The organism is Tabrizicola aquatica (assembly GCF_002900975.1).
In the GTDB taxonomy this organism is placed as follows: domain Bacteria; phylum Pseudomonadota; class Alphaproteobacteria; order Rhodobacterales; family Rhodobacteraceae; genus Tabrizicola; species Tabrizicola aquatica.
This window is the reverse complement of sequence record NZ_PJON01000001.1, coordinates 65,171-89,364: the sequence shown is the minus strand read 5'-3', so window position 1 is coordinate 89,364 and position 24,194 is coordinate 65,171. Positions and strand designations below refer to the sequence as shown.

At 67.0% G+C, this 24,194-nt stretch carries 27 protein-coding genes; 11 read left to right on the top strand and 16 right to left on the bottom strand.

What is annotated here, in order from left to right:
- The first annotated feature begins 68 nt into the window (after positions 1-68).
- The 6 genes from CXR42_RS00440 (at position 69) to CXR42_RS00415 (ending at position 3,371) form a co-directional block, all read left to right on the top strand.
- Positions 69-530, top strand: coding sequence for an SspB family protein (locus CXR42_RS00440; protein ID WP_103255557.1), 462 nt, complete (start codon positions 69-71; stop codon positions 528-530).
- Complete coding sequence (locus CXR42_RS00435) at positions 530-1,081, top strand: class I SAM-dependent methyltransferase (protein ID WP_103255556.1); 552 nt, start codon at positions 530-532, stop codon at positions 1,079-1,081. The genes CXR42_RS00440 and CXR42_RS00435 overlap by 1 nt, the downstream gene beginning before the upstream one ends.
- A 122-nt stretch (positions 1,082-1,203) precedes the next feature.
- Complete coding sequence (gene fumC, locus CXR42_RS00430) at positions 1,204-2,598, top strand: class II fumarate hydratase (protein WP_103255555.1); 1,395 nt, start codon at positions 1,204-1,206, stop codon at positions 2,596-2,598.
- Positions 2,598-2,777, top strand: a complete 180-nt coding sequence (locus CXR42_RS00425) for a DUF4169 family protein (RefSeq protein WP_103255554.1) — start codon at positions 2,598-2,600, stop codon at positions 2,775-2,777. Before fumC ends, CXR42_RS00425 begins: the two co-directional genes overlap by 1 nt.
- 47 nt (positions 2,778-2,824) lie before the next feature.
- Positions 2,825-3,055, top strand: a complete 231-nt coding sequence (locus CXR42_RS00420; protein ID WP_103255553.1) for an N-(5'-phosphoribosyl)anthranilate isomerase — start codon at positions 2,825-2,827, stop codon at positions 3,053-3,055.
- A 91-nt stretch (positions 3,056-3,146) separates the two neighbouring features.
- A complete protein-coding gene (locus CXR42_RS00415) occupies positions 3,147-3,371 on the top strand; it encodes a ribbon-helix-helix domain-containing protein (protein ID WP_103255552.1) in 225 nt (74 codons plus the stop codon).
- Here the strand turns inward: CXR42_RS00415 and CXR42_RS00410 are convergent.
- The 3 genes from CXR42_RS00410 to CXR42_RS00405 all read right to left on the bottom strand — a co-directional run bounded on the left by CXR42_RS00410 (position 3,350) and on the right by CXR42_RS00405 (position 4,935).
- A complete protein-coding gene (locus CXR42_RS00410; protein WP_103255551.1) occupies positions 3,350-3,985 on the bottom strand; it encodes a DUF1638 domain-containing protein in 636 nt (211 codons plus the stop codon). The genes CXR42_RS00415 and CXR42_RS00410 overlap by 22 nt on opposite strands.
- Positions 3,986-4,007: 22 nt before the next feature.
- A complete protein-coding gene (locus CXR42_RS19420) occupies positions 4,008-4,166 on the bottom strand; it encodes a hypothetical protein (RefSeq protein WP_180995941.1) in 159 nt (52 codons plus the stop codon).
- Positions 4,167-4,239: 73 nt separating this feature from the next.
- On the bottom strand, positions 4,240-4,935 hold the full coding sequence (locus CXR42_RS00405) for a corrinoid protein (RefSeq protein WP_103255550.1): 696 nt from the start codon (positions 4,933-4,935) through the stop codon (positions 4,240-4,242).
- Positions 4,936-5,091: 156 nt separating this feature from the next.
- On the opposite strand from CXR42_RS00405, the gene CXR42_RS00400 reads away from it, so the two are divergent.
- On the top strand, positions 5,092-6,174 hold the full coding sequence (locus CXR42_RS00400; protein WP_103255549.1) for a PA0069 family radical SAM protein: 1,083 nt from the start codon (positions 5,092-5,094) through the stop codon (positions 6,172-6,174).
- Positions 6,175-6,249: 75 nt separating this feature from the next.
- Here the strand turns inward: CXR42_RS00400 and CXR42_RS00395 are convergent, their stop codons facing one another.
- The 3 genes from CXR42_RS00395 to CXR42_RS00385 all read right to left on the bottom strand — a co-directional run bounded on the left by CXR42_RS00395 (position 6,250) and on the right by CXR42_RS00385 (position 8,133).
- A complete protein-coding gene (locus CXR42_RS00395; protein ID WP_103255548.1) occupies positions 6,250-6,621 on the bottom strand; it encodes a DUF4260 domain-containing protein in 372 nt (123 codons plus the stop codon).
- Positions 6,622-6,624: 3 nt separating this feature from the next.
- The gene (gene bmt, locus CXR42_RS00390; RefSeq protein ID WP_103255547.1) at positions 6,625-7,638 is read right to left on the bottom strand and encodes a betaine--homocysteine S-methyltransferase; all 1,014 of its coding nucleotides are present in this window, start codon (positions 7,636-7,638) and stop codon (positions 6,625-6,627) included.
- A gap of 180 nt (positions 7,639-7,818) precedes the next feature.
- Positions 7,819-8,133, bottom strand: coding sequence for a DUF1476 domain-containing protein (locus CXR42_RS00385; protein WP_103255546.1), 315 nt, complete (start codon positions 8,131-8,133; stop codon positions 7,819-7,821).
- Positions 8,134-8,311: 178 nt separating this feature from the next.
- Here CXR42_RS00385 and CXR42_RS00380 point away from each other — a divergent pair, with 178 nt between their 5' ends.
- Positions 8,312-9,064, top strand: a complete 753-nt coding sequence (locus CXR42_RS00380) for a phosphoribosylaminoimidazolesuccinocarboxamide synthase (RefSeq protein ID WP_103255545.1) — start codon at positions 8,312-8,314, stop codon at positions 9,062-9,064.
- A gap of 73 nt (positions 9,065-9,137) precedes the next feature.
- On the top strand, positions 9,138-9,377 hold the full coding sequence (purS, locus tag CXR42_RS00375; protein ID WP_103255544.1) for a phosphoribosylformylglycinamidine synthase subunit PurS: 240 nt from the start codon (positions 9,138-9,140) through the stop codon (positions 9,375-9,377).
- Between the two features lie 394 nt (positions 9,378-9,771).
- Here purS and CXR42_RS00370 read toward each other — a convergent pair whose 3' ends face one another.
- The 3 genes from CXR42_RS00370 to CXR42_RS00360 are packed head-to-tail and all read right to left on the bottom strand — an operon-like array spanning position 9,772 to position 13,123.
- Entirely contained in the window at positions 9,772-11,097 is a 1,326-nt protein-coding gene (locus CXR42_RS00370; RefSeq protein WP_103255543.1) for a cytochrome P450, read from the bottom strand.
- Positions 11,094-12,305, bottom strand: a complete 1,212-nt coding sequence (locus CXR42_RS00365; RefSeq protein WP_103256950.1) for a hypothetical protein — start codon at positions 12,303-12,305, stop codon at positions 11,094-11,096. Before CXR42_RS00365 ends, CXR42_RS00370 begins: the two co-directional genes overlap by 4 nt.
- Positions 12,306-12,364: 59 nt before the next feature.
- Positions 12,365-13,123 (bottom strand): cytochrome c biogenesis CcdA family protein, encoded by a 759-nt coding sequence (locus CXR42_RS00360; RefSeq protein ID WP_103255542.1) that lies wholly within the window; start codon positions 13,121-13,123, stop codon positions 12,365-12,367.
- A 124-nt stretch (positions 13,124-13,247) separates the two neighbouring features.
- Here CXR42_RS00360 and CXR42_RS00355 point away from each other — a divergent pair, with 124 nt between their 5' ends.
- Positions 13,248-13,478, top strand: a complete 231-nt coding sequence (locus CXR42_RS00355; RefSeq protein ID WP_103255541.1) for a sulfurtransferase TusA family protein — start codon at positions 13,248-13,250, stop codon at positions 13,476-13,478.
- A 471-nt stretch (positions 13,479-13,949) separates the two neighbouring features.
- On the opposite strand, the gene CXR42_RS00350 is transcribed toward CXR42_RS00355, so the two are convergent.
- From CXR42_RS00350 to purQ, 6 genes are all read right to left on the bottom strand, one after another.
- Positions 13,950-16,682 carry an Rne/Rng family ribonuclease gene (locus tag CXR42_RS00350; RefSeq protein WP_103255540.1) on the bottom strand — a complete coding sequence of 911 codons (2,733 nt, stop codon included), beginning with the start codon at positions 16,680-16,682 and terminating at the stop codon, positions 13,950-13,952.
- Between the two features lie 416 nt (positions 16,683-17,098).
- A complete protein-coding gene (locus CXR42_RS19245) occupies positions 17,099-17,302 on the bottom strand; it encodes a hypothetical protein (protein ID WP_146037968.1) in 204 nt (67 codons plus the stop codon).
- Positions 17,303-17,432: 130 nt separating this feature from the next.
- On the bottom strand, positions 17,433-18,335 hold the full coding sequence (locus CXR42_RS00345) for a hypothetical protein (RefSeq protein WP_146037967.1): 903 nt from the start codon (positions 18,333-18,335) through the stop codon (positions 17,433-17,435).
- Between the two features lie 317 nt (positions 18,336-18,652).
- Positions 18,653-19,981, bottom strand: a complete 1,329-nt coding sequence (locus CXR42_RS00340) for a sigma-54-dependent transcriptional regulator (protein WP_103255538.1) — start codon at positions 19,979-19,981, stop codon at positions 18,653-18,655.
- 10 nt (positions 19,982-19,991) lie between these two features.
- Complete coding sequence (locus CXR42_RS00335; protein WP_103255537.1) at positions 19,992-21,749, bottom strand: sensor histidine kinase; 1,758 nt, start codon at positions 21,747-21,749, stop codon at positions 19,992-19,994.
- Between the two features lie 46 nt (positions 21,750-21,795).
- Complete coding sequence (gene purQ / locus CXR42_RS00330) at positions 21,796-22,464, bottom strand: phosphoribosylformylglycinamidine synthase subunit PurQ (RefSeq protein ID WP_103255536.1); 669 nt, start codon at positions 22,462-22,464, stop codon at positions 21,796-21,798.
- A gap of 97 nt (positions 22,465-22,561) precedes the next feature.
- Between purQ and CXR42_RS00325 the strand changes: the two genes are divergently transcribed.
- A complete protein-coding gene (locus CXR42_RS00325; RefSeq protein ID WP_103255535.1) occupies positions 22,562-23,935 on the top strand; it encodes an FAD-binding oxidoreductase in 1,374 nt (457 codons plus the stop codon).
- Here CXR42_RS00325 and CXR42_RS00320 read toward each other — a convergent pair whose 3' ends face one another.
- Positions 23,936-24,097, bottom strand: coding sequence for a DUF3563 family protein (locus CXR42_RS00320; RefSeq protein WP_103255534.1), 162 nt, complete (start codon positions 24,095-24,097; stop codon positions 23,936-23,938).
- Positions 24,098-24,194: the final 97 nt, after the last annotated feature.

The following is a 24,194-nucleotide window of genomic DNA, read 5'->3' as shown; positions in this document are numbered from 1 at the left end:
CCTGCCGCCCCTTCCCTTGTCTCTCGAATCCCCTATGCTGCACCCCAATCCGGGAAAGGACGGCGACAATGGCGCGCAGCATCGACTATGGCACTCTCATGCACCGGGCGATGCGCGGGCTGATCCAGACCGTCCTGAAGGACGTGGCGCAGAACGGCTTGCCCGGCGCGCACCACTTCTTCATCACCTTCGACACCACCTATCCCGGCGTCGAACTGGCCGATTGGCTGCGCGAACGCTATCCGTCCGAGATGACCGTGGTCGTGCAGCACTGGTTCGAGAACCTGGAGGTCGAGGATGACCTGTTCCGCATCACGCTGAACTTCGGCAACCAGCCCGAACCGATGGTGATTCCCTTCGACGCGGTGCGCACCTTCGTCGATCCCTCGGTCGAATTCGGCCTGCGCTTCGAAAGCCAGTCCGACGATGGCGAGGACGAAGAGGACGACGACGTCGAGATCGAGGTCGAAGAGGATCGCCCCCAGCGCGACGCCGAGGTTGTCTCGCTCGACCAGTTCCGCAAGCACTGATGTCCGACCTTGCCCTGTTCCGCCGGCGGCTGCTGAAGAACCCCCGGCAGGTCTCGGCCATTGCGCCGTCGTCGCGCACGCTGGCGCGGGCGATGACGCTGGGCCTGGGTCCGAACAGTGGCCCCGTGGTTGAATTCGGCCCCGGCACCGGCCGCTTCACCGAGGCGATCCTGGCCCGCGGCGTACCGCCCGAAAACGTCACCCTGTTCGAGTTGGACGAGGAATTCGTCGATTACCTACGGCAGAAGTTCCCCGGCGTGACGGTCCACCAGCTTCCCGCGCAAGAGGCGGCCCGGCTGGTTCCGGCGGGGGTCTGCACCGTCATCTCGGGCCTGCCGCTCTTGTCGATGCCACCCGAGGTGCGCGAGGGGATCGTGGCCGCCGCCTTCGCGATTCTGGCTCCGCGCGGGCACTACGTCCAGTTTACCTATGGGCCCCGCCCGCCGCTGCCGCCCGAAACCATCGCCGCTTTGGGGCTGAAGGTGAACAAGGGCCACAAGGTCTGGGCCAACCTTCCCCCCGCCACCGTCTACCGCTTTCGCCGCGGCTGAGCGATCGCTCGTCAACCAATTCGCGCACTCCTCGCGGTCGCGCGTCCGGTATGCGACGGTATGCCGATTGATTTTGCGCGCCCCCGGCGCTATGGCACGCGCGAGAGCATGAGGAGTCCCCGATGACCGCGACCCGCACCGAAACCGACAGCTTTGGCCCGCTTGAGGTTCCCTCCGACAAGTACTGGGGCGCGCAGACCCAGCGGTCGATCATCAACTTCCCCATCGGCTGGGAACGCCAGCCCGTCCCGATCATCCGCGCGCTTGGCGTCATCAAGCGCGCCTGCGCCGTGGTGAACATGGCACAGGGCGACTTGGACGCCACATTGGGCAACGCCATCGTCGCCGCAGCGACCGAAGTGATCGACGGCAAGTTCGACGACAACTTCCCGCTGGTGGTCTGGCAGACCGGATCGGGCACCCAGTCGAACATGAACGCGAACGAGGTCATCAGCAATCGCGCGATCGAGATGCTGGGCGGCGTGATGGGCTCGAAAAAGCCCGTCCACCCGAATGATCATGTGAACATGGGCCAGTCGTCGAACGATACATTCCCCACCGCAATGCATGTCGCCATCGGGATGCACACCCGCGACGTGCTGATCCCGGGACTGGAGAAACTGTCCAGGGCGCTTTGGGCGAAGTCCAACGAATTCAAGGACATCATCAAGATCGGCCGCACCCACACCCAGGACGCGACGCCGCTGACGCTGGGCCAGGAATTCAGCGGCTACGCCACCCAGGTCGACCGCGGGATCGAGCGGGTGAAGATGTGCCTGCCGCATATCTACGAGCTTGCCCAGGGCGGCACCGCCGTCGGGACCGGGCTGAACACCCGCGTCGGCTTTGATGTGCGAGTCGCGACCGAGATCGCCGCGATCACCGGCCTGCCCTTCGTCACCGCCCCGAACAAGTTCGAGGCGCTGGCCGCCCATGACGCGATGGTCATGTTCTCGGGTGCCCTGAAAACCGTGGCCGGATCGCTGTTCAAGATCGCCAACGACCTGCGCCTTCTGGGGTCCGGCCCCCGCTCGGGACTTGGGGAACTGATCCTGCCGGAAAACGAACCCGGCTCCTCGATCATGCCGGGCAAGGTCAACCCGACCCAGGCCGAGGCGCTGACCATGGTCTGCGCGCATGTGATGGGCAACGACGCCGCCGTCGGCTTTGCCGGGTCGCAGGGCCATTTCGAGTTGAACGTCTACAACCCGATGATGTCCTACAACGTGCTGCAATCGATCCAGCTTCTGGGCGATGCGGCCGCCAGCTTCACCGACAACATGGTGGTCGGGACGCAGGCGAACATCCCGCGGATCGAAAAGCTGATGAAGGAATCGCTGATGCTGGTGACGGCGCTAGCGCCCACCATCGGCTATGACAACGCGACCAAGGTCGCCAAGACCGCGCACAAGAACGGCACGACGCTGCGGGAAGAGGCGATTGCGCTTGGCTTCGTCGACGGCGAGACCTTCGACCGCATCGTCCGCCCCGAGGACATGGTCGGCCCGAAAGGCTGATGGCCGAGGTCGTCAACCTTCGCACCGTGAAGAAGCAGGCGGCCCGCAAGGCCGCCCGCCAAACGGCCGACGCCAACGCGGCCAAGCATGGCCGGACGAAGGCCGAGCGCGAATTGGAGAAGGCCCGCGCAGCGCAGGCCACCAAGGCTCTGGACGGCCACAAGCGCGACACCGAGTAACCCGCCGTTAACCCTGCCTTGGCAGAGTTGTCGCAGGAGGTGCGGCGATGACTCAACTGCCTGACGTGGTTTCCCCGGAAAAATGGATTGTCCATCTCTTCTCTGCCAAAAGCGTGGCCGAGGGTGGAACAGTCAGACGCAAGGTCAGCGATGTGGAGCGGCTGATCGGACGCGACCGCTTCTTGCACGAAGTGCGGCGGCGGGGCTTCCGGGTTGTCGAGAACGCCGGGCAGTTCATCATTTTCTGCAACCGTGAACCGGTTTACGTCCTGAACTGACGGCACAGCCGGGCGCAAATCTTTTCGAAAAGATTTGCAAAATCCTTCGAAGGATTTTGTCCCGGCCCAACCGGTGCGCTACACGTCATGCATGCCCACCCGCCCTGCAAAACACTCGCTCACGCTTCACGGCCACCGCACCAGCGTTTCACTGGAGCCCGAGTTCTGGGAGGCCTTCCGCGCCATCTCGGCCCAGCTTGGCGTGCCGCTGAACCAGCTTGCGGCGGAGATTGACGACAGCCGCCAGGGCGATGCGGGCCTCGCCTCGGCGATCCGGGTATTCGTGCTGAACCACTACCGCGCAGCGACCCGCTGAAGCGTGGTCGCAAGCTCACCGTACCCGGTAAACCGCCGCTCATACTCCAGCCCCAGGCGGGCCGCGCATTCGCGGGCCTTGGCGTCCAGCGCCGGATCGTCCAGCTGCGCCTGGTAGACCAGCTTGCGGTAGTTGCCGAAATAGATGTCCCGCAGTTGCGGATAGCGGTCCAGACCCATCGGCTTCCAGACGAAGGCATCGAACTGGCGCACCAGGAAGTCGGTCAGATAGAAGGCGTCGAACTCGGTCTCGGCGCGCGCCGCAAAGACGGCGTTGCCCTCGAAGAAGGCATAGCAATGCGGGCCCTCGACCATCTCGACGCCCAGGGCGCGGCATTTTTCCTGAAGCTGACCGCCGGTGCCGCAATCGGCATAGACCACAAAGACGGTGTCATAGCGCCCCCGCGCCTCGACCACCGCCGCCTCGACGGCGGGGGTGATCCGGTCCGGCCAGAGATGCAGGTTCGCCGGCAGGCATTGCAGGTCGATGTGGTCCCATCCGTTCGCCGCCTTCAGGGCGACGATCTCATGCGCCAAGGCCCCGCAGGCGATCAGCAGGATCCGTCCCACCCGGGCGGGATCGAGGCCGGTTTCCGAAAGCGTCAGATCGTCCATGGGACCCCCAGGGGCGGACCGGTCAGCGGCTGACACGGGTCCAGGTCAGGATCACGCTGGCCGCCAGGGCCGCAAACATCAGCGCGACCATGGGGATGCCCGTGTAGAAGGCCAGCCACAGGGTCAGGCCGGCGGCAAAGACCACCAGAGCGATCAGACCCAGGAAATGCGTCAGCGGCATAGCACGTCCCCCTGACACCAATCTGCGCCCGGATCCGGCCCGGGGCAACCCCCGGCCGGATCACAGGGCCGTGTCAGGCGGAAAGCTGGTTGTGCTTGCGGGCCACGAACTGCTTGGCGGTCTCGACCGCGACGGCGGCATCGCGGCAATAGGCATCCGCGCCGATCGCACGCCCGAACTCTTCGTTCAAGGGCGCCCCACCGACGAGGACAATGTAATCCTCGCGCATGCCCTTTTCCTTCATCGTGTCGATCACGACCTTCATGTAGGGCATCGTCGTGGTCAGAAGAGCAGACATGCCCAGGATGTCGGGCTGTTCCTTTTCCAGAGCTTCCAGATACTTTTCGACGGCGTTGTTGATGCCAAGGTCCACGACCTCGAAGCCCGCGCCTTCCATCATCATCGCGACAAGGTTCTTGCCGATGTCGTGGATGTCGCCCTTCACGGTGCCGATCACCATCTTGCCCATCCGCGGCGCGCCGGTTTCCACCAGCAAGGGCTTCAGGATGAACATCCCCGCCTTCATCGCGTTGGCGGCCAGCAGCACCTCGGGGACGAACAGGATCCCGTCGCGGAAGTCGGCGCCGACGATGGTCATGCCCGCGACCAGCGCCTTGGTCAGGACGTCATAGGGCGTCCAGCCGCGCGCGATCAGGATGTTGACGCCCTCTTCGATCTCTTCTTTCAGACCGTCGTACAGGTCGTCGTGCATCTGCAGCACAAGTTCGTCATCCGAAAGGTCGGACAGGATGATCTCGTCGTCGGCCATGGCGGGCGCTCCAAGGAAGGGTATTGCCTTGTGAATGGCCGCAATCCCGGCCGGTCACTATTCGCCAAACGACATACACCGGATGAAAGCCGACAGAAAGCCGTCGCGGGCGGGAAAGTGCTGGCATTTGTTCTTGTCTTGTTCTAGTCTTTGACCATGACCGACAGCACCATCCTGCCAAGCCAGCGCCTGCGGGCGCGGGGGGCCGCCAGCAATCGCACCGGCCGGTACGAGGCGACGGCGCGCGAAGCCTTCGACGACGGCTGGGACGTGGAGGAGGAGGCGCGTCTGGTCGCGACCGAGGTTCGGCTGGAACGCCCCCGCTCGGCCCTGACCTTCAACCGCTCGCCCGATGTGCCTTTTGATCGGTCGATCAACCCCTACCGGGGCTGCGAACACGGCTGCATCTACTGCTTTGCCCGGCCGACCCATGCCTATCTGAACCTCTCGCCGGGCCTGGATTTCGAAACCCGCCTCATCGCCCGCCCCGGCATCGCCGAAGTGCTGGAGGCCGAGTTGCGCCGGCCCGCCTACAAGGTCCAGCCTGTCGCCATCGGCACCAACACCGACCCCTATCAGCCGATCGAGCGGGAGCATGGCCTGATGCGGCAGATCCTGCGGGTCCTGTCCGACTTTCGCCACCCGGTCTGGATCACCACGCGCGGCACGCTGGTCGAGCGGGACATCGACCTGATCGCTCCGCTGGCCGCACAGGGGCTGGCCTCGGTCTCGATCAGCGTGACCACGCTTGACCCCGACCTCGCCCGCCGGATGGAGCCGCGCGCGCCCGCCCCGGCGCGGCGGTTGCAGATCATCCGGGCGCTGGCGGGCGCGGGGATTCCCGTGCGGGTTCAGGTCTCGCCGCTGATCCCGGCGCTGACCGATCACGAGCTGGAAACGGTGATGGAGGCCGCGCGCGACGCCGGCGCGGCCCACGCCAACGCCATCCCGCTGCGCCTGCCGCGCGAGGTGGCAGGACTGTTCCGCGACTGGATCGAGACGACCTTCCCCGACCGGGCCCAGCGCGTCATGGGCCGGGTGCGCGAGTTGCACGGCGGGCGCGACTATGACCCGGAGTTCGGCAGCAGGATGCGCGGCCAGGGCCTTTGGGCCGAGCTGATCCACCGCCGGGCCGAGGTGGCGCGCAAGCGGCTTGGGATGGTCGAAGGGTTGCCCCCGCTGCGCAGCGATCTTTTTGCGCCGCCGCCGCGTCCGGGCGACCAGTTGTCGCTGTTCTGACCGCCGCGACCGGGACCCAAATTTCTTAAGCAAGAAATTTGTCAAAATCCTTACTCAAGGATTTTGGCCCCCGGCTCAGCCGTCGCGCCCGATCCGCCCCAGATGCGTGTGCCCGAACCCCTCGGGCAATTTCAGCCCATAGCCCAGCATCCGGTCAAACCCGGAATGTCCCAGCCACAGAAAGCCCAGCGCCGTGATCCAGGGTTGGTCCAGCCCCGCCCCCAGCGCCAGCACTGCCGCGCCGAAGCCGTAGACATGCACCAGATTATAGCCGAAAGCGCCGATGCGCGGTCCGGCCAGATAAGCGGCAAAGGACAGATCTGGCACGAAGAAGGCCAGGATCAGCACCCACCAGGCCAGGGGCTGCCAGGGCTGCGCCAGCACCGCAACCACCGCGCACAGAACCAGCGCGCCCTCCACCCGTTGCCAGAGGACGGCGCGCGCCACGTGCTAGCCCCGCCGCCCGCGCCGCTCGCGCTTGGGCTCGCCCGACGTGTCGCCCGTGCCGTCCGAGGCCGAGGAGAAGCCGCCCAGCTTGGCCGAGATATCCTCCAGCGTGGGACGGGGGCCTTTCGGCCGGCCTTCCAGCGCCTGACGCATCGCGCGCAGGTGCTCTGGCATGGTGCCGCAGCAGCCGCCGATGATCCGCGCCCCGGCGTCGCGCGCAAGGACCGCATATTCCGCCATCAACTCGGGCGTGCCGTCATAGTGGATGTGGCCGTCGTGGTATTTCGGGATGCCGGCATTGCCCTTGGCGATGATCGGCCGCGTCGTGCCGGTCGCGGCAAAGCCCAGCACGGTGCGCATCAGGTCGCTGGCGCCCACGCCGCAGTTCGCGCCAAAGGCGATCGGCGGGTTCGGCAGCTTTTCCACCATCTCGGCCATCGCGGCCGAGGTCACGCCCATCATCGTCCGCCCGGCGGTGTCAAAGCTCATCGTGCCGCACCAGGGCATCCCGGCCCGCGCTGCCGCTTCGGCTGCGGCGCGGTACTCCTCGGGGGCGCTGATCGTCTCGATCCACAGCACGTCGACCCCGCCTTCCTTCAGACCTTCGGCCTGTTCCTGGAAGATCTCGACCGCAAGCGCATGGGTCAGGGTGCCCATCGGCTCGAAAATCTCGCCCGTGGGGCCGACCGAGCCGGCGACGATCACCGGGCGGCCCGCCTTGTCGGCGATCTCGCGTCCCAGTTCGGCGCCGATCCGGTTCAGCTCGCGCACCCGGCCCTGCGCATTGTGCAGCTTCAGCCGCGCGGCGTTGCCGCCAAAGGTATTGGTCAGGAACAGGTCCGACCCCGCCTCGACCGCGCCGCGATAGAGGGAGCGGATGTTGTCGGGCTGGTCGACGTTCCACAGTTCCGGCGGTTCGCCCGAGGACAGGCCCATGTTGAACAGGTTCGTCCCCGTGGCGCCGTCGGCCATCAGCCAGTCGCGTTCGGCAAGCATCCGGGAAAGCGCATCGGTCATTCGGTCAGGGCCTTTCAGTTGGCAAGCGTCCGACCTTCCCTTGCCATGCAACCGGGGCAAGGGCAATTTCATATTCCGCATCACATCTTGCGGCCGGCCTCAACTTCGCCATGCAAAAGGCAGGCCCGTCCGGTTGGGACGGCCTGCCGGATCAGCTTCTGTCAGCCTGGTGGCCGACTCTCAGATCTCGGACATCAGCTGCGCCTTGGCGACCGGCATCAGCTCGCTCATCTTGGCGCGCACCACATCGGCGCTGGCCTTGCCGGCGAGGTCGGCCACCACCTTGCGCACCACATCCTCGTCGCCCGCTTCCTCGAAGTCGGCGCTGACCACTTCCAGCGCATAGGCCGCCGCAGCGTCACCCGACTTGCCCATCAGCTCGGCCGCCCAGAGACCCAGAAGCTTGTTGCGGCGCGCCTCGGCGCGGAACTGCATCTCGCTGTCATGGGCGAACTTGGCCTCGAAGGCGTTCTCGCGGTCGTCAAAGGTGGTCATGGGGGCCCCCAAAGTTGGCGTTTCCTCCCATATGCCCCTCGCCCGGCCATGCCGCAAGCCCCCTTCCGCCCCCTGACGCCGCCCTCGCGCCTTGCGACGATGCCCCCCTTGGACTATAGCCCAAGAGAACGCCCCCGGGACCATCGGCCCCCAGGGCGCACCCGTCAGCGGAGCAGGCATGGCACGGCGCAAGAAGGTCTACGAAGGCAAGGCGAAGATCCTGTACGAAGGCCCGGAACCCGGAACCCTGATCCAGTACTTCAAGGACGACAGCGCCCCCACCGTCGCGGCCCCCGCCACGCTGGAAGGCAAGGGTGTGCTGAACAACCGCCTGTCCGAATTCTTCATGGCCGGGCTGAACCAGATCGGAGTGCCGACGCATTTCATCCGCCGCATCAACATGCGCGAGCAGCTGGTCCGCATGGCCGAGATCATCCCGCTGGAAATCGTCGTCCGCAATTTCTCGGCCGGACCGATGACCGCGCGGCTGGGGATACCCGAGGGCACGCAACTGCCCCGGCCGATCGTGGAATACTACTACAAGGACGACCGCCTGAACTCTCCCCTCGTGGCCGAGGAACATATCGTCGCCTTCGGTTGGGCCAACCAGCAGGACCTTGACGACATCGTGGCGCTGGCGCTGCGGGTGAACGATTTCCTGTCGGGCGTGATGATGGGGGTGGGCATCCGCCTGGCCGACTTCAAGATCGAGGTCGGGCGGATCTGGGAAGGCGATTTCATGCGTCTGATCGTCGCGGACGAGATCAGCCCCGACAACTGCCGGCTGTGGGACATGCGCCTGCCCGAGCGTCCCGACGGCTCGGCCCCCGATCCGCTGCCCTTGGCGGATGTCTATACCGAGCTCGCGCGGCGGCTGGGCGTCCTGCCGTCCAACGTCACGCATACGACAAAGCCGACCCTGATCAACTAAGGGCGCCCGCCCCACCCTTGCCCGTGGCCCGGCGCTTCGCTAAGGACGGGCCGAACATCCCTTGGAGGCCGCGATGAAAGCCCGTGTGACCGTCATGCTGAAAACCGGCGTTCTGGACCCGCAGGGCGAAGCCGTACGCCACGCCCTGGGATCGCTGGGCTTTGCCGGCGTGCAGGGCGTGCGTCAGGGCAAGGTCATCGAACTTGACCTGACCGAGACCGATGCGACCAAGGCCGAGGCCGAGGTCAAGACGATGTGCGAAAAGCTGCTGGCCAACACCGTCATCGAAAGCTACCGGGTCGAGCTTCTCTGATCCCGCCAGGGTGGGCGCATCGCCCACCTTACGCCCGCGCCTGACGCCGGGGCGATCCGTCCTTGTGGCTGCTGTCGGGCGTTGACCTGGGACGAGGCCGAGTCCATTCGTTCCCCCTCACAGCCAAGACGTGTCCGCCGGGTCGAGTGGTCCAATCCTTGCGGTGCCACGGGAATTCCGGCCCACAGCAGGGCTTTGCATGAACAACAGCCCCTCGCAAAGCCCACGCGGATCGCCCTGCGCCGCCTTGGCAACCCGGACGCGGCCCGTCGGAGTGAGCGCGCCACCGACACCGCAGCTTTGCCGATTGGGCCCGGCCGCAGCAACCGAGCGACCGCCCCCGGACCCGCACGGGCGTAGGGTGGGCGATCCGCCCACCGTCCGATCTGGCGCCCTATCTGGGGCTGACCCGCAGCCAGATGCCGTCCTGCGCCCGCACCGTCAGATGCGCCACCGGCACCGGCACTCGGTCCGGCAGGGCCTCGAACCGGAAGGACCGCAGCAGATGCGCCAGCAACAGCGTGCCCTCCAGCATCGCGAATCCGGCGCCCGGACAGACCCGCGCCCCGCGCGAGAACGGCAGGTAGCCCCCAGCCGGCACTTCGCCCGCCCAGCGGTCCGGGTCGAACGCGTCCGGCCGGTCCCACAGCCGTTCATGCCGGTGCAGGTGCCAGGGGCTGATCACCACCTGCGCGCCCTTCGCCACCTTGCGGCCCCGGAACTCTTCCGCCTGCGCCGTCTCGCGCACCAGCATCGGCACCGGTGGATAAAGCCGCAACGCCTCACGAAACACGTCGCGGGTAAAGCGCAGCCCGCCCACCACCCCGAACTCCGGCCGCAGGGTCGCCGCCTCGGCCGCCACGCGCTCCTGCGCCTCTGGATGGGTTGCCAGCAGATACAGCGCCCATCCCAGGGCCGAGGCGCTGGTCTCGTGCCCGGCCAGGAAGAAGATCGCCACCTGGTCCACCATCTCGGCCGTGCCAAAGGGCGCGCCGGTGACGGGGTCGGGCGTGGTCATGATCTTGGTCGCCAGGTCCTGCGGCGCCCCGCCGGCCGCAATCGCCGCCGCCCGCTCCGCCGTCAGTCCCTGGATCAGCCCCCGGATCGCCTTGGCCGACCGCAGGGTCGCCCGCCGGTGCAGGCGCGGCACCCAGCGCGGCAGGGGCAGGAAGGCCCCCAGGTTCAGGATCGGCGCGGATCGCTGATAGGCGCGGAACTCCTGGAACACCGCCTGAGCCACCCGGTCCTCGATCGGGATCGAGAAGAGCGTGCGGAAGATCACATCCGCCGCCGCATGGCTGGCCGCCAGTTCGACCTCGACCACACCCCCGGGCATCCGCGCCACGGCCGCCTCGCAGGCCGCCCAGATGGCGGGGAAGCTGTCCTTCAGCCGCCCCCCCTCGAACGCCGGGTCGATGATCCGGCGCTGGTGCAGCCATTCCTCGCCATTGGTGACAAAGACCGACCGGCCAAGCAGTGGCCGCAAGCCTTCCGTCACCCGGTCCGACTTGGGGAAATCCCCCGGCCGCTCGTCCAGCACCCGCCGCACCAGCGCCGGGTCATTGCACAGGTAGCTGCGGAAAAAGGGCGTGCGAAACTCGGCCATCCAGGCCCGGTACAGGCGCGCGGGCTGCGCCGACAGGATATCGCGCCGGAACGCCCGCAAATGCCCCCAAAGCGACACCTTGTCCGCGCGCGGCACTGGCTTCGGCGGGGTCATGCCACATCCCTGTAGGGGCTGGCCGCCCGGGTGATCCGGCTGGCCGAGGGCTTGCGGTCCCGAAACCGGTCGGCCAGCGTCACCGGCCCGGCGGTGATGCGGAAATAGTCATAGCCCTCGGGCCGGTCGAAGGCGCAAAGATACTGGAAATGCAGCCGGAAATAGCGCCGCCGCAGCGCCTGCCACCTTTCGGGGCTTAGCGTCTGGCTGAAGGCGGCCGACAGGACCAGCGGCCACCGCTGCCCCCCCGTCGCCACGCCGCTGACCGCCACGGGATCGCACAGCGCGAAGGTGCAGCCGTCGCCCGGCGCGCTGACATCGACCCAGGTCAATTCCTCGCGTTCCGACAGATAGCGCAGATCGCCCCGCAACCGCCCCGCGCGCGGCAGGAACGACACCATCGGCACCACCTGCCCCAGGCTCAGGAACCCCAGCGCCGGGCCTTCCGGGACCCCCTCGCGGATCAGGTCGGCCAGCACCGACACCGCCAGATGCGCGCCCGAGGAATGGCCGACCACCAGCACCTCGTCCACGCCCGACCCCAGCGCCGCGCGCAGCTTCGCGCGAAACTCGACCAGCCGCGCCTCCAGCACCGCCGGATAGGCACCGCCTTCCAGCGCGGTGAAAGCATAGTCGTGCATCAGGTAATAGGCGTAGAACCGGCGATCCAGCCGCCGGAAGGCCGCCAGCACCGCCCAGACCGTGCCCGCCGCCGCCACCCAAGCCAGCAGCGGCCAGGGCACCAGCCACAGCACCACCCCGGCCAGCGCAAACGCCACCACCGCCTGCAGCACCAAGAGCACCGCCGGATAAAGCGCCGCCACCATCGGCCCCTTGCGCAACCGCACCAACCGCCGCAGCGCGCCCGAGGCCGCATAGACCCAGGCCGTCCGCGCCAGCAACAGGTAAGTCCCCGCGATCCCCTGCCCCATCGAGCGTTGCACCAGATCGGACCAGACCAGCACCTCGACTTCGGCCTCGGCCGGGCGGCCCATGTCGCTGGTCACCCGCCAGGCATAGCCCGGACCCACCCGCCCCTCGACCGTCAGCGCATAGCCCGAGATGGCGGCCTGCGCGGCCCCCTCCTTGCGGTAAAGCTCGCGGTAGCGGCGCGGCGGGAAGGGGTCATAGCCCGGAATATACAGGACCCGGCGCCGAAAGACGTCGCCCCCCTGTTCCTGCCCCGAACCTGTCACTTGATCCGCCATCCCGGCCATATTCGCCGCGCCAGCTTAACCATTGGCAAAGCTTAGGGAAGCCCGTCCGGTCACCCCGGCAGCGGCAGGCCCAGAACCTCGTAGGTTTCCAGCATCCAATAGCTGAAATCGGTGAAGGCCCCGGTCACCAGCGCCAGGCCGACGATGATGAGAAGCGCACCCATCATCCGCTCGATCAGCTTCATGTGGCGCTTCAGCCGGGCCATCACGGTCATCGACCGCTCGATGAAGATCGCCGCCAGCAGGAAGGGCAGCCCCAGCCCAAGGGCATAGACCCCCAGCAACAGCGTGCCGCGCTGGGTGCTGCCCTCTTGCGCGGCCAGCGACAGGATCGCGCCCAGTTGCGGGCCGATGCAGGGCGTCCAGCCAAAGGCGAAGGCCAGACCCAGCACATAGGCGCCCAGCGCACTGCCGCCGCGATCCCCCGCATCCACCCGCATTTCACGGTCCAAAAGGCCGATACGGAAAACGCCCAGAAAGTGCAGCCCGAAGATGATGATGACCCCGCCCGAGATCCGGGCAAGCAGAACCTGGTTCTGCAAGACGAAGCCGCCAAAGGCCGAGGCGGTGAACCCCAGAAGCAGGAAGATCGTCGACAGCCCAAGGACAAAGAACAACGCCGGCAGGATGACCCGCCGCCGCGCCGCGCCGCCGCCGGTCATCTCGCCCATGCTGATCCCGCCCATATAGGCCAGATAGGGCGGCACGATCGGCAACACGCAGGGGCTCAGGAAGGAAAGCACCCCCGCCACCAGCGCAACCAGCATCGCGGGCAACAGGGCAGCGTCGAAGATCTCGATTCCGAACATGGGGCTCTCCGTCCTGCTTCCAGATAGCCGCTTTGTGCCCTGCCGTCACGCCATGCCTGCGTCACAAGCGCGTGGCGGCTGTGTAACCTTGCCGCAGGCGCTGAGGACGGCTAGAGCGGGCGTCATGGCCGAATGGGACGAAATCCTGGATTGCGAGGGGCTGCTGTGTCCCCTGCCGGTGCTGCGGGCACGCAAGCGGCTGTTGGCGCTGGGGCCAGGCACGGTGCTTTGCGTGCGTGCCACCGATGCTATGGCGCTGGTCGACCTGCCGCATTTCTGCGGGCAGGCAGGGCATGACTACCTTGGCGCTCAAGCCGAGGGGGACGTGACCCTCCACCTGATCCGCCGGGGCTGACCCGCCGCCCCGCTCGTCGATGACTTCGTCACTCCTCGCTGTGGTGCCTGCGACGTGGCGGCCATGCCGAAGACGGGCGTTGCTGTCCCTTGATCGGCACCGGACCCTGCGGGACAGCAGACAACTGGGCTGACGGATTGCAAGCGGTCACGTTGTCCCTCGCGCCGCCACAGATCGCGATGCGAACCAGACAAAGACAACGCCTGCCCGATCTAGCGATCCGGCGACCGCCCGGCCCCGGTCCAGCGCGGGCGCTCCCCTGCCACCGATCTCGTCCGCGACGAAATCCCACGACGAGGAGACAAAGTCGACCGAGGAGTGCGCGCCTGCGACCCTGCGACCAGCAGCCCCTATGAGGCAGGCGCTTCGTTGGGGGTTAAACCAAAGCCGACCCACGAGGGGCCCCACATTCGTCTCTCCTCGCCGCGGAAACCCGCGACGAGGAGACGAAGTCGAACGAGGAGCTGTCCCTCAGCGGCCCAGCGACCACCAGCCCTTGCGCTTGGGCTTCGAGCTGTCCTCGGCCACGCCAGTGGTTGCCTGGGCTTCAGCCGGGTCCGAGACCACTGTCTCGGCGGTTGGCACCAGACCGGGGTCCGGCATCAGGGCAGGCTCCGCAGGCGTCTCGGCCGCAGCAGCGGGCGCGACAGGCGCAGGCTCAGCCGCAACCTTGGCCCGCGAAGCGCGTGTCCGCGCCGGCTTGGCAGCCGGGGCTTCGGCCGCGGTCTCTGCCGCAGTTTCGGCTGCGGTTTCGGCCGGGGCTTCCGCAGCGGCCGCCTTGGACCGGCTGGCGCGCTTCCTCGGCGCAGGTGCGGATTCGGCGGCAGGTTCCGCGACGGGTTCGGCGACCGGCTCGGGCGCCGGGGTCACGGCCAGCTCGGCCACACCTTCGGCCCCAGCCTCGGCCCCAGCCTCGGCGGCGACCGCCGCCTTGGCACCGCGCGGCTTGCGGGTGCGCTTCGGCTTCGACGCCGGCTCTTCGGCCACAGGGGCCGCTGCCACCGGCTCGGACATCGCCTCATCGGCCGCGTCATCCTCGTCGTCGTCGTCCGACGCCTCGTCGCCATCCGCCGCCGCTTCGCCGCCGTTCACCGCGCCGTCACGGCTGCCACCGCGCCGCCGCCGCCGCCGGCGCTTCTTCTTGCGCGGCTGATCGCCCTCGCCCGCCGCAGCCGCCGGCACCACCGCGGCAGCTTCGACCTCGGTCTCCTCGACTTCCTCCTCGACCAGGTCCTCGACGATATCCTCGTCCTCTTCCTCGTCGACCGGCGCGCCCATCAGCCCGGCATGGCCCGAGATCACCGGGGTCTCCGGCACCACGCGCAGCGCGGTCTTGAACTTCTCGATCGTGTAATCCGGGCTGACCAGCAGCGGGTCGGCCTCGATCCGCACGCTCATCCCGTAGCGCGCCTCGATCAGCGCGACATGCTCACGCTTCTGGTTGAAGAGATAGTTCACGATCCCGATCGGCGCCTTCAGAAGCACCTCTTTCGACCGCTTCCGCGTGCCCTCTTCTTCCAGCGCACGCAGCACCTGCAACGCCATGGAGTCATCCGACCGGATCAACCCGGTGCCGTGGCAATGCGGGCAGGGCTGGGTCGTCGATTCCAGCATCCCCGGCCGCAACCGCTGCCGGCTCATCTCCAGCAGACCGAAGCCACTGATCCGCCCGACCTGGATCCGCGCACGGTCGGTCTTGAGCTTGTCCTTCAACCGCTTCTCGACCGAGGCGTTGTTCTTCCGCTCTTCCATGTCGATGAAGTCGATGACGATCAGCCCCGCCAGGTCGCGCAGGCGCAGCTGGCGCGCCACCTCGTCGGCGGCCTCCAGGTTGGTCTTGAGGGCCGTCTCCTCGATCGACCCCTCTTTCGTCGCCCGGCCCGAGTTCACGTCGATCGCCACCAGCGCCTCGGTGACGCCGATCACGATATAACCGCCCGATTTCAGCTGGACCGTCGGGTTGAACATGCCCGCCAGATAGCCCTCGACCTGATACTTCGCGAACAGGGGCGTCGGGTCGGTATAGCGGATCACCTGCTTGGCATGGCTTGGCATGATCATCCGCATGAAGTCCTTGGCGGTGCGATAACCGCCCTCGCCTTCGACCAGCACCTCGTCGATCTCGCGGCTGTAAAGATCGCGGATCGAGCGTTTGATCAGATCACCTTCCTCATAGATCTTGGCCGGAGCGATCGACTTCAGCGTCAGCTCGCGGATCTGCTCCCACAGGCGCATCAGATATTCGTAGTCGCGCTTGATCTCGGGCTTGGTCCGCTTGGCCCCTGCCGTCCGGACGATCAGGCCGGCACCTTCCGGCACCTCCAGCTCGCCCGCGATTTCCTTTAGCTTCTTGCGGTCCACCGCATTGGTGATCTTGCGGGAAATCCCGCCGCCGCGTGCGGTGTTCGGCATCAGCACGCAATAGCGGCCCGCCAGCGACAGATAGGTGGTCAGCGCCGCGCCCTTGTTGCCGCGCTCTTCCTTGACGACCTGGACCAGCATGATCTGCCGGACCTTGACGACTTCCTGGATCTTGTAGCGCCGGGCGCGCGGGCGGCGCGGCTGGGCGATTTCCTCGGCCACGTCCTCTTCGGCGATGGACTCGATTTCCTCGTCGGTGTCGCTGGCGTGGTCGACCGCGCGATAGCGGCCGTTGTCGCCATTCTCGACCGACTCGTTGTGGTGATCATGGTCATGCGCATGATCGTGGTCGGACCCATGGTCATGGTCGTGGTCATGGCCCGCGGCCTCGACCAGCGTCTCTTCCTGGCCTTCGTCCTCGCCCAGGTCGACCACATCCATGCCGGCCGGTCCTTCGGTCACGGCATCCTCGGCCTTCACCGCCTCGGCCTTCGCCTGCGGACGCGGGCCGCGACGCCGCGATCGGCGGCTCTCTTCCTCTTCCTCGGCGCGGGCCATCGCCCGCTCTTCCTCGATCAGCGCCTTACGGTCGGCGACCGGGATCTGATAGTAATCCGGGTGGATTTCGGCGAAGGCGAGGAACCCGTGGCGGTTGCCGCCATATTCCACAAAGGCCGCCTGCAGCGAGGGTTCGACCCGCGTCACCTTGGCCAGGTAGATGTTTCCGGCCAGTTGGCGCTTGTTTACGGTCTCGAAATCGAATTCTTCGACCTTGTTTCCGTCGACCACGACCACCCGGGTTTCCTCGGGATGGGTGGCATCGATAAGCATCTTCTTTGACATGTTGGTCCATTGCGCCCCGGGCGCAACAGGCCCCCTGGCGGACCAGCGGGTTGATCGAAACGGACGGGGCGGCTTGTCTGAGCGCGGGCAGCGGGCACATGCAGCAATCCTCGACCCAGGGGGCCGAACGGGTCGCTGCGCAAGATGCTCGCACGCCTCATCGCGGTTACAATTGAAGGGCCTTTCGGGCCCTCCACCTAATATAGCCAACAAATCCAGGGACTTGCGGGCAATGTGCACGGCCTTGCGGCCGATCCGGCTCCCCCAGGGCGACACGCTTTCGCGCGCCCACGGCCCCAAGGGAGAGAATTCCTCGGGCAGTCAGACTGCCTTCCCGCGACCCTATCGGCAAAGCCGGCCCAAGGGCAATGGCCATTTTTCCTGACGGTCGCGCGGCAGTCGATGCCAGAACCAGGTCAAAGGTCGGTCTTTTGCTCTTCCGTCTGGTCCTGTCGCTTTTGCCGGCGGGATGCGATCACACCAATCACGCCAATCACGGCAAGCACCACCAGAAAGCCGACCGTCGACAGGATGGCCTTCTGCCGTGCAAGACACCCGTGAAGACACTCTGCCGAGGCAGGACCGGCCACGAGCAAAAGAACGGTAACAAGTCGCAACATTCCAGCACCTTCAGACCGGGACCAAGGTCCCGAAACCCTAAGCATCGGGAACCCACGACACAGTCAGGTATTCCGACAAGCGCCTTCCTGCCCGACAGCGCCGCTGTCCGGCACAGTCTTTGGGCGGGCGCTAACGTTCGATCTGGTCGCGGCAGAACCAGTCGACCTCGCCCCCCCGGTCGGGGCAGATCGACTTGACCGCTTCGGCCACGCCAGCACTTTCGTTCTGCAACCGCTGCCAATGGCCAGGGATCAGCGGAAGGCCAAGCGCCTCGGTGATCAAGGACAGGTCCAGAAGATCGAAATTCAGCGCCGCGAAATCCAGGTGCGGCGCACCGGGGGTCAGCGGCGCCATGCCCAGCCGCACCAGCACCGCGCCGTCCAGGCCGCGCAAGGTGGGATGGGACTGCAACGCCGCCTCGATCGCGCCGGGGTCGGCGCGGTAATAGGGCTCGGTTGTCAGCACCAGGTAGTCAAGCCGGGGCAGGATGGCATCTCGTTCGGCCAGGGTCAGGCCGCGCTGGATGGCCCCGCCCGATGCGCCCTCGCGCCACAGTTCAAGCGGCAGTGCGGCCAGCACCAGCGGGCGCGACAGATCAAGCCGCTCCAGCGCCTCGACCGGTAGCACCACCACGCCGCGCGCGCCCCGTGCGGCCAGCAAAGCCGCGCAGGCATCGTCGCGACAAGCCCAGCTTTGCGCGATGACCAGAGGCTCGCGCAGTTCCAGCGGCGGAGGCGCGCCCACCACCTCGCGGCTTTCGACCCGCCACAGGACCAGGCGTTGCCAGGCCTGGCTGACCAGCGGCACGCCAACCGCGATGGCCAGAACCACCGCCAACGCGCGCAAGCCGAAACGCCGCCATTTCCGCCGGGCCTGCAGGATCAGCAGGACAATCGCCACCAGCGCATAGACCACGATGGCGATCAGCGCGGTCAGGAGCCCGTCATAACAGCCCCCGCCCAGGCATTCCGCCTGCGCCGGCCCCGCCATGGCAAGCCCGGCCCCCAGCGCAATCCATCCCCTGCCCGACACCTTGTCCCCCTGCGCCGCCGATTTGGCGGCCAGAAAGCACGGCAGGGTCGGTCCGGCAAGTCGGGCCTTCCGCCCCCCCCCCTCCTCATTCGACTTCGTCTCCTCGTCGGATCGCCCCGCCCAGCGGTCGGACGAAACAAGAAGTGACGCAGTCACCGACAAGCGTGCCCCCGAAAGGCCGCTTGCCGTCCCCCCGCGAGGAGTGACGAAGTCATCGACGAGCAAGCCCGGGAAGTCGTTAACAGACCCCTAATGCCCGCGCGCAACCCGTTGTTTCAGATTGACATTCCAGAATTGTCCACCGTGGACAGGTCCGGTCAGACATAGTCCGACCGGCTCAGCCCATACTTGGCCATCTTCTCGTTCAGGGTTCGGCGCGGCAGGCACAGCTCCTCCATCACCGCCACGATCGACCCCTTGTGCCGCCGCATCGTGTTGTCGATCAGCATCCGCTCGAAGGCCTCGACATAGTCCTTCAAAGGCTTGCCCTCGGTCGTCAAGGCCGGCCCCGCCGCCTCGTTGTCGGCCATCAGAAGGCTGGCAATCGACCCCGACCCGCGCCGGTTCTGCAGGACTGCCCGCTCGGCGATGTTGACCAGCTGCCGCACGTTCCCCGGCCAGGGTGCCTGCAGAAGCTGGGCCGCCTCCTGCGCCGTCACCTGCGGGGCGTCGCAGCCGTATTCCTCGGCGAACTGCTCGGACAGGCGGGTGAAAAGGGTCAGGATATCCTCGCCCCGGCTTCGCAAGGGCGGCAGCACGATCGTCATCGCCCCCAGCCGGTAGAAGAGATCGGGCCGCAAGGCCTGTTCCAGCGTGCTGTCGGGGGCGTGCTGGTTGCAGATCGCGATGATCCGGGTCTCGGGCGGGGTGCCCTGATCGTTGATGAAGGTCAGAAGCCGCGCCTGCAGCGCATTCGGCAGCGCCTCGATATCCTCCAGACACAGCGTCCCGCCACGGGCTTCCTCGACCAGGGGCAGCGCGCCGTCCTCGGCCGGGCCGAACAGGCGGGCGGCCAGCTGATCTTCGCCCCAGGCGGCGCAAGAGATCGCGACGAACTTCTTCGACGCCCGCGGCCCCACCGCATGCAGGGCGTGGGCGACGAGGGTCTTTCCCGTCCCCGTCTCGCCGTCGATCAGGACGTGGCTGTCGGCCTGGCCAAGGTCCAGGATATCCTCGCGCAGCCGCTCGATCGCGGGGGAGGAGCCGATGAGCTTTTTCATGATGGTGGTGCCATCCGACAGCTCTTTCCGCAGCGCCCGGTTGTCCAGCGTCATCCGCCGCGCCTGAGTGGCCTTCTTGGCAAGCTCGGTCATCCGGTCCGGGTTGAACGGCTTTTCCAGAAAGTCGAACGCCCCCACTCGCATCGCCTCGACCGCCATGGGCACGTCGCCGTGGCCGGTGATCATGATGACCGGCAGACCCGAGTCCTGGCCCATCAGCCGCTTCAGGAAAGCCATCCCGTCCATGCCCGGCATCCGGATGTCGCTGACCACGACCCCCTGGAAATCCGGGCCGATCACTTTCAGCGCCTCTTCGGCCGAGGCGTAGGTTTCGGTGTCGAACCCCGACAGCGCCAGCCACTGGCTGATCGACTGCCGCATGTCTGCCTCGTCATCGACGATCGCCACCTTCATTGCGCGGGCCATTTGGACCTCTTCATTCTGCTGCTTCCTGTTTGTTGCCAAGGATCGGCAACTGCATCTCGAAAACGGCGCCGCCGCCTTCCGCGTTCCGTGCCGTCAGCCGGCCGCCCAGATCGGTCACGATGCCCGAGCTGATCGCCAGGCCCAGACCGACGCCTTCGCCGGGTTTCTTGGTGGTGTAAAAGGGTTCGAAAAGGTTCTCGAGATCGGCGATCCCGTGACCGTTGTCGCGCACCGTCAGCGTTGCCGTCTCGCCCGCCGACAACAAGAGGTCGATCTGCGGCGCGGACACGGTCTTGGTCGCGTCCAGGGCGTTGCGCAAGAGGTTGATGATGACCTGCTCCAGCCGGATTCGGTCGGCCAGCACCATGACCGGCTGGCGGGGCAGGCCGCGGCTGATCTTGACCACGCGGGCCTTCAGCTGCGGCTCCATCATCGCCAAGGCCGAGGACACGCAGGCGCGAAGGTCAACCTCTTCAAAGGCTTCGCCGCCTTTCCTGGCATAGGACTTCAGCTGCCGGGTGATCGCACCCATCCGCTCGATCAGGTCGTCGATCCGCTGAAAGCTGGACAGGGCCTCTTCCGGGCGCTTGCGCTGCAACAGAAGCCGCGCGCCGGCGAGATAGGTTTTCATCGCGGCCAGCGGCTGGTTCAACTCATGGCTGACGGCGGCGGACATCTCGCCCAGGGCGGCCAGCTTGGACGACTGGGCCAGCGTCAGTTCGGCAACCTCCAGATCCTTCTGCACCTTCTCGCGTTCCGCGATCTCGCGTTGCAGGCGCATGTTCAGCATCCGCAACTCGGCCGATTCGCGCTGGAAGGACAGCGAGCGCGACATGGCACGGCGCGACAGGATGTAGAACGTAAAGGCCATCAGGATGGCAAAGCCCATGATCTCCAGCGCGAGGATGCCGTTCACCTGCTCGCGGACCGAGCCAAAGGCGGTGAAGGTCGACATCTTCCAGCCGCGGAAGGGCACGCGGGCCTCGGTCTTCATCACCGCTTCGCCACGGACATAGGCGTCGGGCGGTTCCTGCGCCCAGTCGGTCGTGGCCTGCAGGGCGCGCGCGATAGCGGAAGGTGGGTCGCGCAGCGCCAGCGCCTCTTCCATCTTCTGGCCGCGCCAGCGCGGTTCGGTGGACAGGACCACCGTCCCCTCGCTGTCGGTGACCATTACCGCGTCCTGCAAGCCCGACCAGGCGCGTTCGTATTTCATCAGGTCGACCGAGACGACAATCACACCGACCGGCCGGGCATCGCCCATGATCGCGCGGGAATAGAGAAAGTCGAACCCACCCGATTCGCGCCGTTGTGCGGTAAAGACCGTCTCCTTGGTGCGCTGCGCCTCGACGAAGTAGCTTTCGTTGCGCTGGCTGGTGCCCAGGACGTTGCGGTTGGTCGCGCCCACCGTGCGGCCATCCGCATCCAGAAGCCGGATCGAGGCCACGCCGATCTGTGCCTGCAGCGCAATCAGCTTGGCCGAAGTGGCCGAGAAATTGCCGTCCCGCAGCGCCTGGACCAGTTCGGGGTCGCTGGCCAGCAGCAGCGGCACGACCGAGGTGCGCTGCAATTCCGACATCAGGTTGCCGGTGTAAAGCGCCAGCCGCACCTCGGCCCGGCTGCGGGTATCGGCGGTGTAGCGGTCGGTCAGCAGCCGGTTCGACACCAGAACGATCGCCACCGCCAGCAAGACCAGCAGGCCGACAACCAGCTTCACGCGCCAGGACAGGCCGGGCGCGGCGCTGGAAAGGGGGGACGTCTCGGTTGCCATGGCGGCAGACTAGGGCCGGGGTGCGGCCCCCTCAAGCCGGAGCGGGTCAGGCCAGCGCCATCCCGCCCATCAGCGCGGCAAAAAGCGGGCGACCGTCTTCGGACCCCAGCACAGCCTCGGTGGCGCGTTCGGGATGCGGCATCATGCCCAGGACACGGCGGTTCTCCGACAGGACGCCCGCGATGTCGGCCATGCTGCCGTTGGGGTTTTCGCCATAGGTAAAGGCGATGCGGTCATCACCTTGCAGACGGGCCAACCCCTCGGCGTCGATGGTGTAATTGCCGTCGTGATGCGCGACCGGCACGCGGATCTTCTGGCCCAGCACATAGCCCGAGGTGTAGGCGCTGTCGGTGGTCCCGACCCGCAGCGTCACCGTGCGGCAGACGAATTTCAGCGTGGCATTGCGCATCAGCGCGCCGGGCAGGAGGCCCATCTCGGTGATCACCTGAAAGCCGTTGCAGATGCCCAGCACAAAACCGCCCCGGTCGGAATGGTTGCGGATGGCGCGGGCGATCGGCGACTGCGCGGCGATGGCCCCGCAGCGCAGGTAATCGCCAAAGCTGAACCCGCCGGGCACGCCTACCACGTCCACGCCCTTGGGCAGGTCGGTGTCCTTGTGCCAGACGCGGGCAACCTCGAACCCGGCGGCTTCGAAGGCGACGGCAAGGTCGCGGTCGCAGTTCGATCCCGGAAAGGTGACGACGGCGGCTTTCATGGGCGATTCCCCTGGCTGGCGGATGCGCGCCTTCTAGCGGATCGCGGGGCCAAGGGCCAGTGCTTGCGCCGGTCCCGAAAGCGGTTAGGCTTCGCCCATGCTGCCCGATGCCCTTGCCGCCCTGCGCCAGATCTTCGGCGACCGTGCCTCGGACGCGGGGGCCGTCCTGGCCGAGCATGGCCAAAGCGAAAGCCTAGTGACGGCGGGCCTGCCCGAGGCCGTGGTCTTTCCACGCTCCACCAATGAGGTCGCGGCCCTGGCCGCCTGGTCAAGCCTGCACCGGGTGCCGCTGATCGGCTGGGGGGCCGGAACCTCGCTGGAAGGACATGCGCTGGCCCTGGCGGGCGGTGTGGCGGTGGATTTCCGCGAGATGGCCGCCGTGCTGGAGGTCCGGGCCGAGGATCGGCTGGTCCGGGTCCAGCCCGGCATCACCCGTGAGGCGTTGAACCAGGACTTGCGGACGACCGGGCTGATGTTCCCGGTGGACCCGGGGGCCAATGCCTCAATCGGCGGGATGGCGGCGACGCGGGCCTCGGGCACGACGGCGGTGCGTTATGGAACGATGCGCGACAATGTGCGGGCGCTGGAGGTGGTGCTGGCGGATGGCCGGGTGATCCGCACCGGGACCGGCGCGCCGAAGTCGGCGGCGGGCTATGACCTGACGGCGCTGTTCGTGGGGTCCGAGGGCACGCTTGGCCTGATCACCGAGTTGACGCTGCGGCTGCACGGCCAGCCCGAGGCGGTGATGACCGCAGTTGCGGCGTTTCCGTCGGTCGGCGCGGCGGTCGATTGCGTCATCGCGACGATGCAGATGGGCCTGACTCCGGCGCGGATCGAGTTTCTGGATGCGGACACGGTCGCCGCCTGCAACGCCTATTCCCGCCTGACGCTGCCCCCTGCCCCGCAACTGCTGGTCGAATTTCACGGCCACCCCGAAGGCCTGGCCGAGGACGTGCGGCGTTTCCGCGATCTGGCGGCCGAGTTCGGGGCCGAGGGACTGGATTGGGCCGACCGGCAAGAGGACCGCACCCGCCTTTGGGCCGCACGGCATTCGGCCTATCGGGCGATCCTGGCCTCACGTCCCGGGGCAAAGGCGGTGGTGACGGATGTCTGCGTGCCGATCTCGGCCCTGGCGCAGGCGGTCGAGGAGACGCGGGCGGATATTGCGGCCTCGGGCATCCCCGGCCCGATCCTGGGCCATGTCGGCGACGGCAATTTCCACGCGATCCTGCTGGTGGACCCCGGTCAACCTGGGGAAATTGCGGTGGCAAAGGCGCTGGCCGCGCAGATGGCCGAGCGTTCCCTGCGTCTGGGCGGCACGATCACCGGAGAACATGGGGTGGGCTTTGGCAAGCTCGGCCTGATGGCGGCCGAGCATGGTGCGGGCTGGCAGGTCATGGGCGCGATCAAGGCCGCACTGGACCCGCTGGGCCTGATGAACCCCGGCAAGCTGGTGCCGGGTCAGGGTTGATCAGAGGTCAAAGCTCGACCGGCGGAAGAGGCCGTTGTCGACCTCACGCTGGCGGCGTTCCAGGTCATAACGCGAGACCGAAGCGTTCAGATAGGCGCGCTCAAGGTCGGCGATCCGGGGGAAGGCTTGGCCGGAAACCAGCGATTTGAACAGGTTGAACATGATGGCATCCTTTCTTCTTGGCTTGAAGATAGGATGCCGCAGCGCAGCATTGTAGGGACAACGGCGACGTGCCGCCATGCGCCGGGCGCATGGGTCA

What these genes read in the sequence shown, in the direction of transcription:
- CXR42_RS00410 (WP_103255551.1), bottom strand. Translation starts at nt 3,985, where the DNA reads ATGGACGATCTGACGCTTTCGGAAACCGGCCTCGATCCCGCCCGGGTG.
- CXR42_RS00435 (WP_103255556.1), top strand. Translation starts at nt 530, where the DNA reads ATGTCCGACCTTGCCCTGTTCCGCCGGCGGCTGCTGAAGAACCCCCGG.
- CXR42_RS00425 (WP_103255554.1), top strand. Translation starts at nt 2,598, where the DNA reads ATGGCCGAGGTCGTCAACCTTCGCACCGTGAAGAAGCAGGCGGCCCGC.
- CXR42_RS00325 (WP_103255535.1), top strand. Translation starts at nt 22,562, where the DNA reads ATGCTGCCCGATGCCCTTGCCGCCCTGCGCCAGATCTTCGGCGACCGT.
- CXR42_RS00385 (WP_103255546.1), bottom strand. Translation starts at nt 8,133, where the DNA reads ATGACCACCTTTGACGACCGCGAGAACGCCTTCGAGGCCAAGTTCGCC.
- CXR42_RS00370 (WP_103255543.1), bottom strand. Translation starts at nt 11,097, where the DNA reads ATGACCCCGCCGAAGCCAGTGCCGCGCGCGGACAAGGTGTCGCTTTGG.
- bmt (WP_103255547.1), bottom strand. Translation starts at nt 7,638, where the DNA reads ATGACCGATGCGCTTTCCCGGATGCTTGCCGAACGCGACTGGCTGATG.
- CXR42_RS00350 (WP_103255540.1), bottom strand. Translation starts at nt 16,682, where the DNA reads ATGTCAAAGAAGATGCTTATCGATGCCACCCATCCCGAGGAAACCCGG.
- CXR42_RS19245 (WP_146037968.1), bottom strand. Translation starts at nt 17,302, where the DNA reads ATGTTGCGACTTGTTACCGTTCTTTTGCTCGTGGCCGGTCCTGCCTCG.
- CXR42_RS00355 (WP_103255541.1), top strand. Translation starts at nt 13,248, where the DNA reads ATGGCCGAATGGGACGAAATCCTGGATTGCGAGGGGCTGCTGTGTCCC.
- purQ (WP_103255536.1), bottom strand. Translation starts at nt 22,464, where the DNA reads ATGAAAGCCGCCGTCGTCACCTTTCCGGGATCGAACTGCGACCGCGAC.
- CXR42_RS00335 (WP_103255537.1), bottom strand. Translation starts at nt 21,749, where the DNA reads ATGGCAACCGAGACGTCCCCCCTTTCCAGCGCCGCGCCCGGCCTGTCC.
- CXR42_RS19420 (WP_180995941.1), bottom strand. Translation starts at nt 4,166, where the DNA reads ATGCCGCTGACGCATTTCCTGGGTCTGATCGCTCTGGTGGTCTTTGCC.
- purS (WP_103255544.1), top strand. Translation starts at nt 9,138, where the DNA reads ATGAAAGCCCGTGTGACCGTCATGCTGAAAACCGGCGTTCTGGACCCG.
- CXR42_RS00340 (WP_103255538.1), bottom strand. Translation starts at nt 19,981, where the DNA reads ATGGCCCGCGCAATGAAGGTGGCGATCGTCGATGACGAGGCAGACATG.
- fumC (WP_103255555.1), top strand. Translation starts at nt 1,204, where the DNA reads ATGACCGCGACCCGCACCGAAACCGACAGCTTTGGCCCGCTTGAGGTT.
- CXR42_RS00400 (WP_103255549.1), top strand. Translation starts at nt 5,092, where the DNA reads ATGACCGACAGCACCATCCTGCCAAGCCAGCGCCTGCGGGCGCGGGGG.
- CXR42_RS00415 (WP_103255552.1), top strand. Translation starts at nt 3,147, where the DNA reads ATGCCCACCCGCCCTGCAAAACACTCGCTCACGCTTCACGGCCACCGC.
- CXR42_RS00360 (WP_103255542.1), bottom strand. Translation starts at nt 13,123, where the DNA reads ATGTTCGGAATCGAGATCTTCGACGCTGCCCTGTTGCCCGCGATGCTG.
- CXR42_RS00365 (WP_103256950.1), bottom strand. Translation starts at nt 12,305, where the DNA reads ATGGCGGATCAAGTGACAGGTTCGGGGCAGGAACAGGGGGGCGACGTC.
- CXR42_RS00420 (WP_103255553.1), top strand. Translation starts at nt 2,825, where the DNA reads ATGACTCAACTGCCTGACGTGGTTTCCCCGGAAAAATGGATTGTCCAT.
- CXR42_RS00380 (WP_103255545.1), top strand. Translation starts at nt 8,312, where the DNA reads ATGGCACGGCGCAAGAAGGTCTACGAAGGCAAGGCGAAGATCCTGTAC.
- CXR42_RS00320 (WP_103255534.1), bottom strand. Translation starts at nt 24,097, where the DNA reads ATGTTCAACCTGTTCAAATCGCTGGTTTCCGGCCAAGCCTTCCCCCGG.
- CXR42_RS00405 (WP_103255550.1), bottom strand. Translation starts at nt 4,935, where the DNA reads ATGGCCGACGACGAGATCATCCTGTCCGACCTTTCGGATGACGAACTT.
- CXR42_RS00440 (WP_103255557.1), top strand. Translation starts at nt 69, where the DNA reads ATGGCGCGCAGCATCGACTATGGCACTCTCATGCACCGGGCGATGCGC.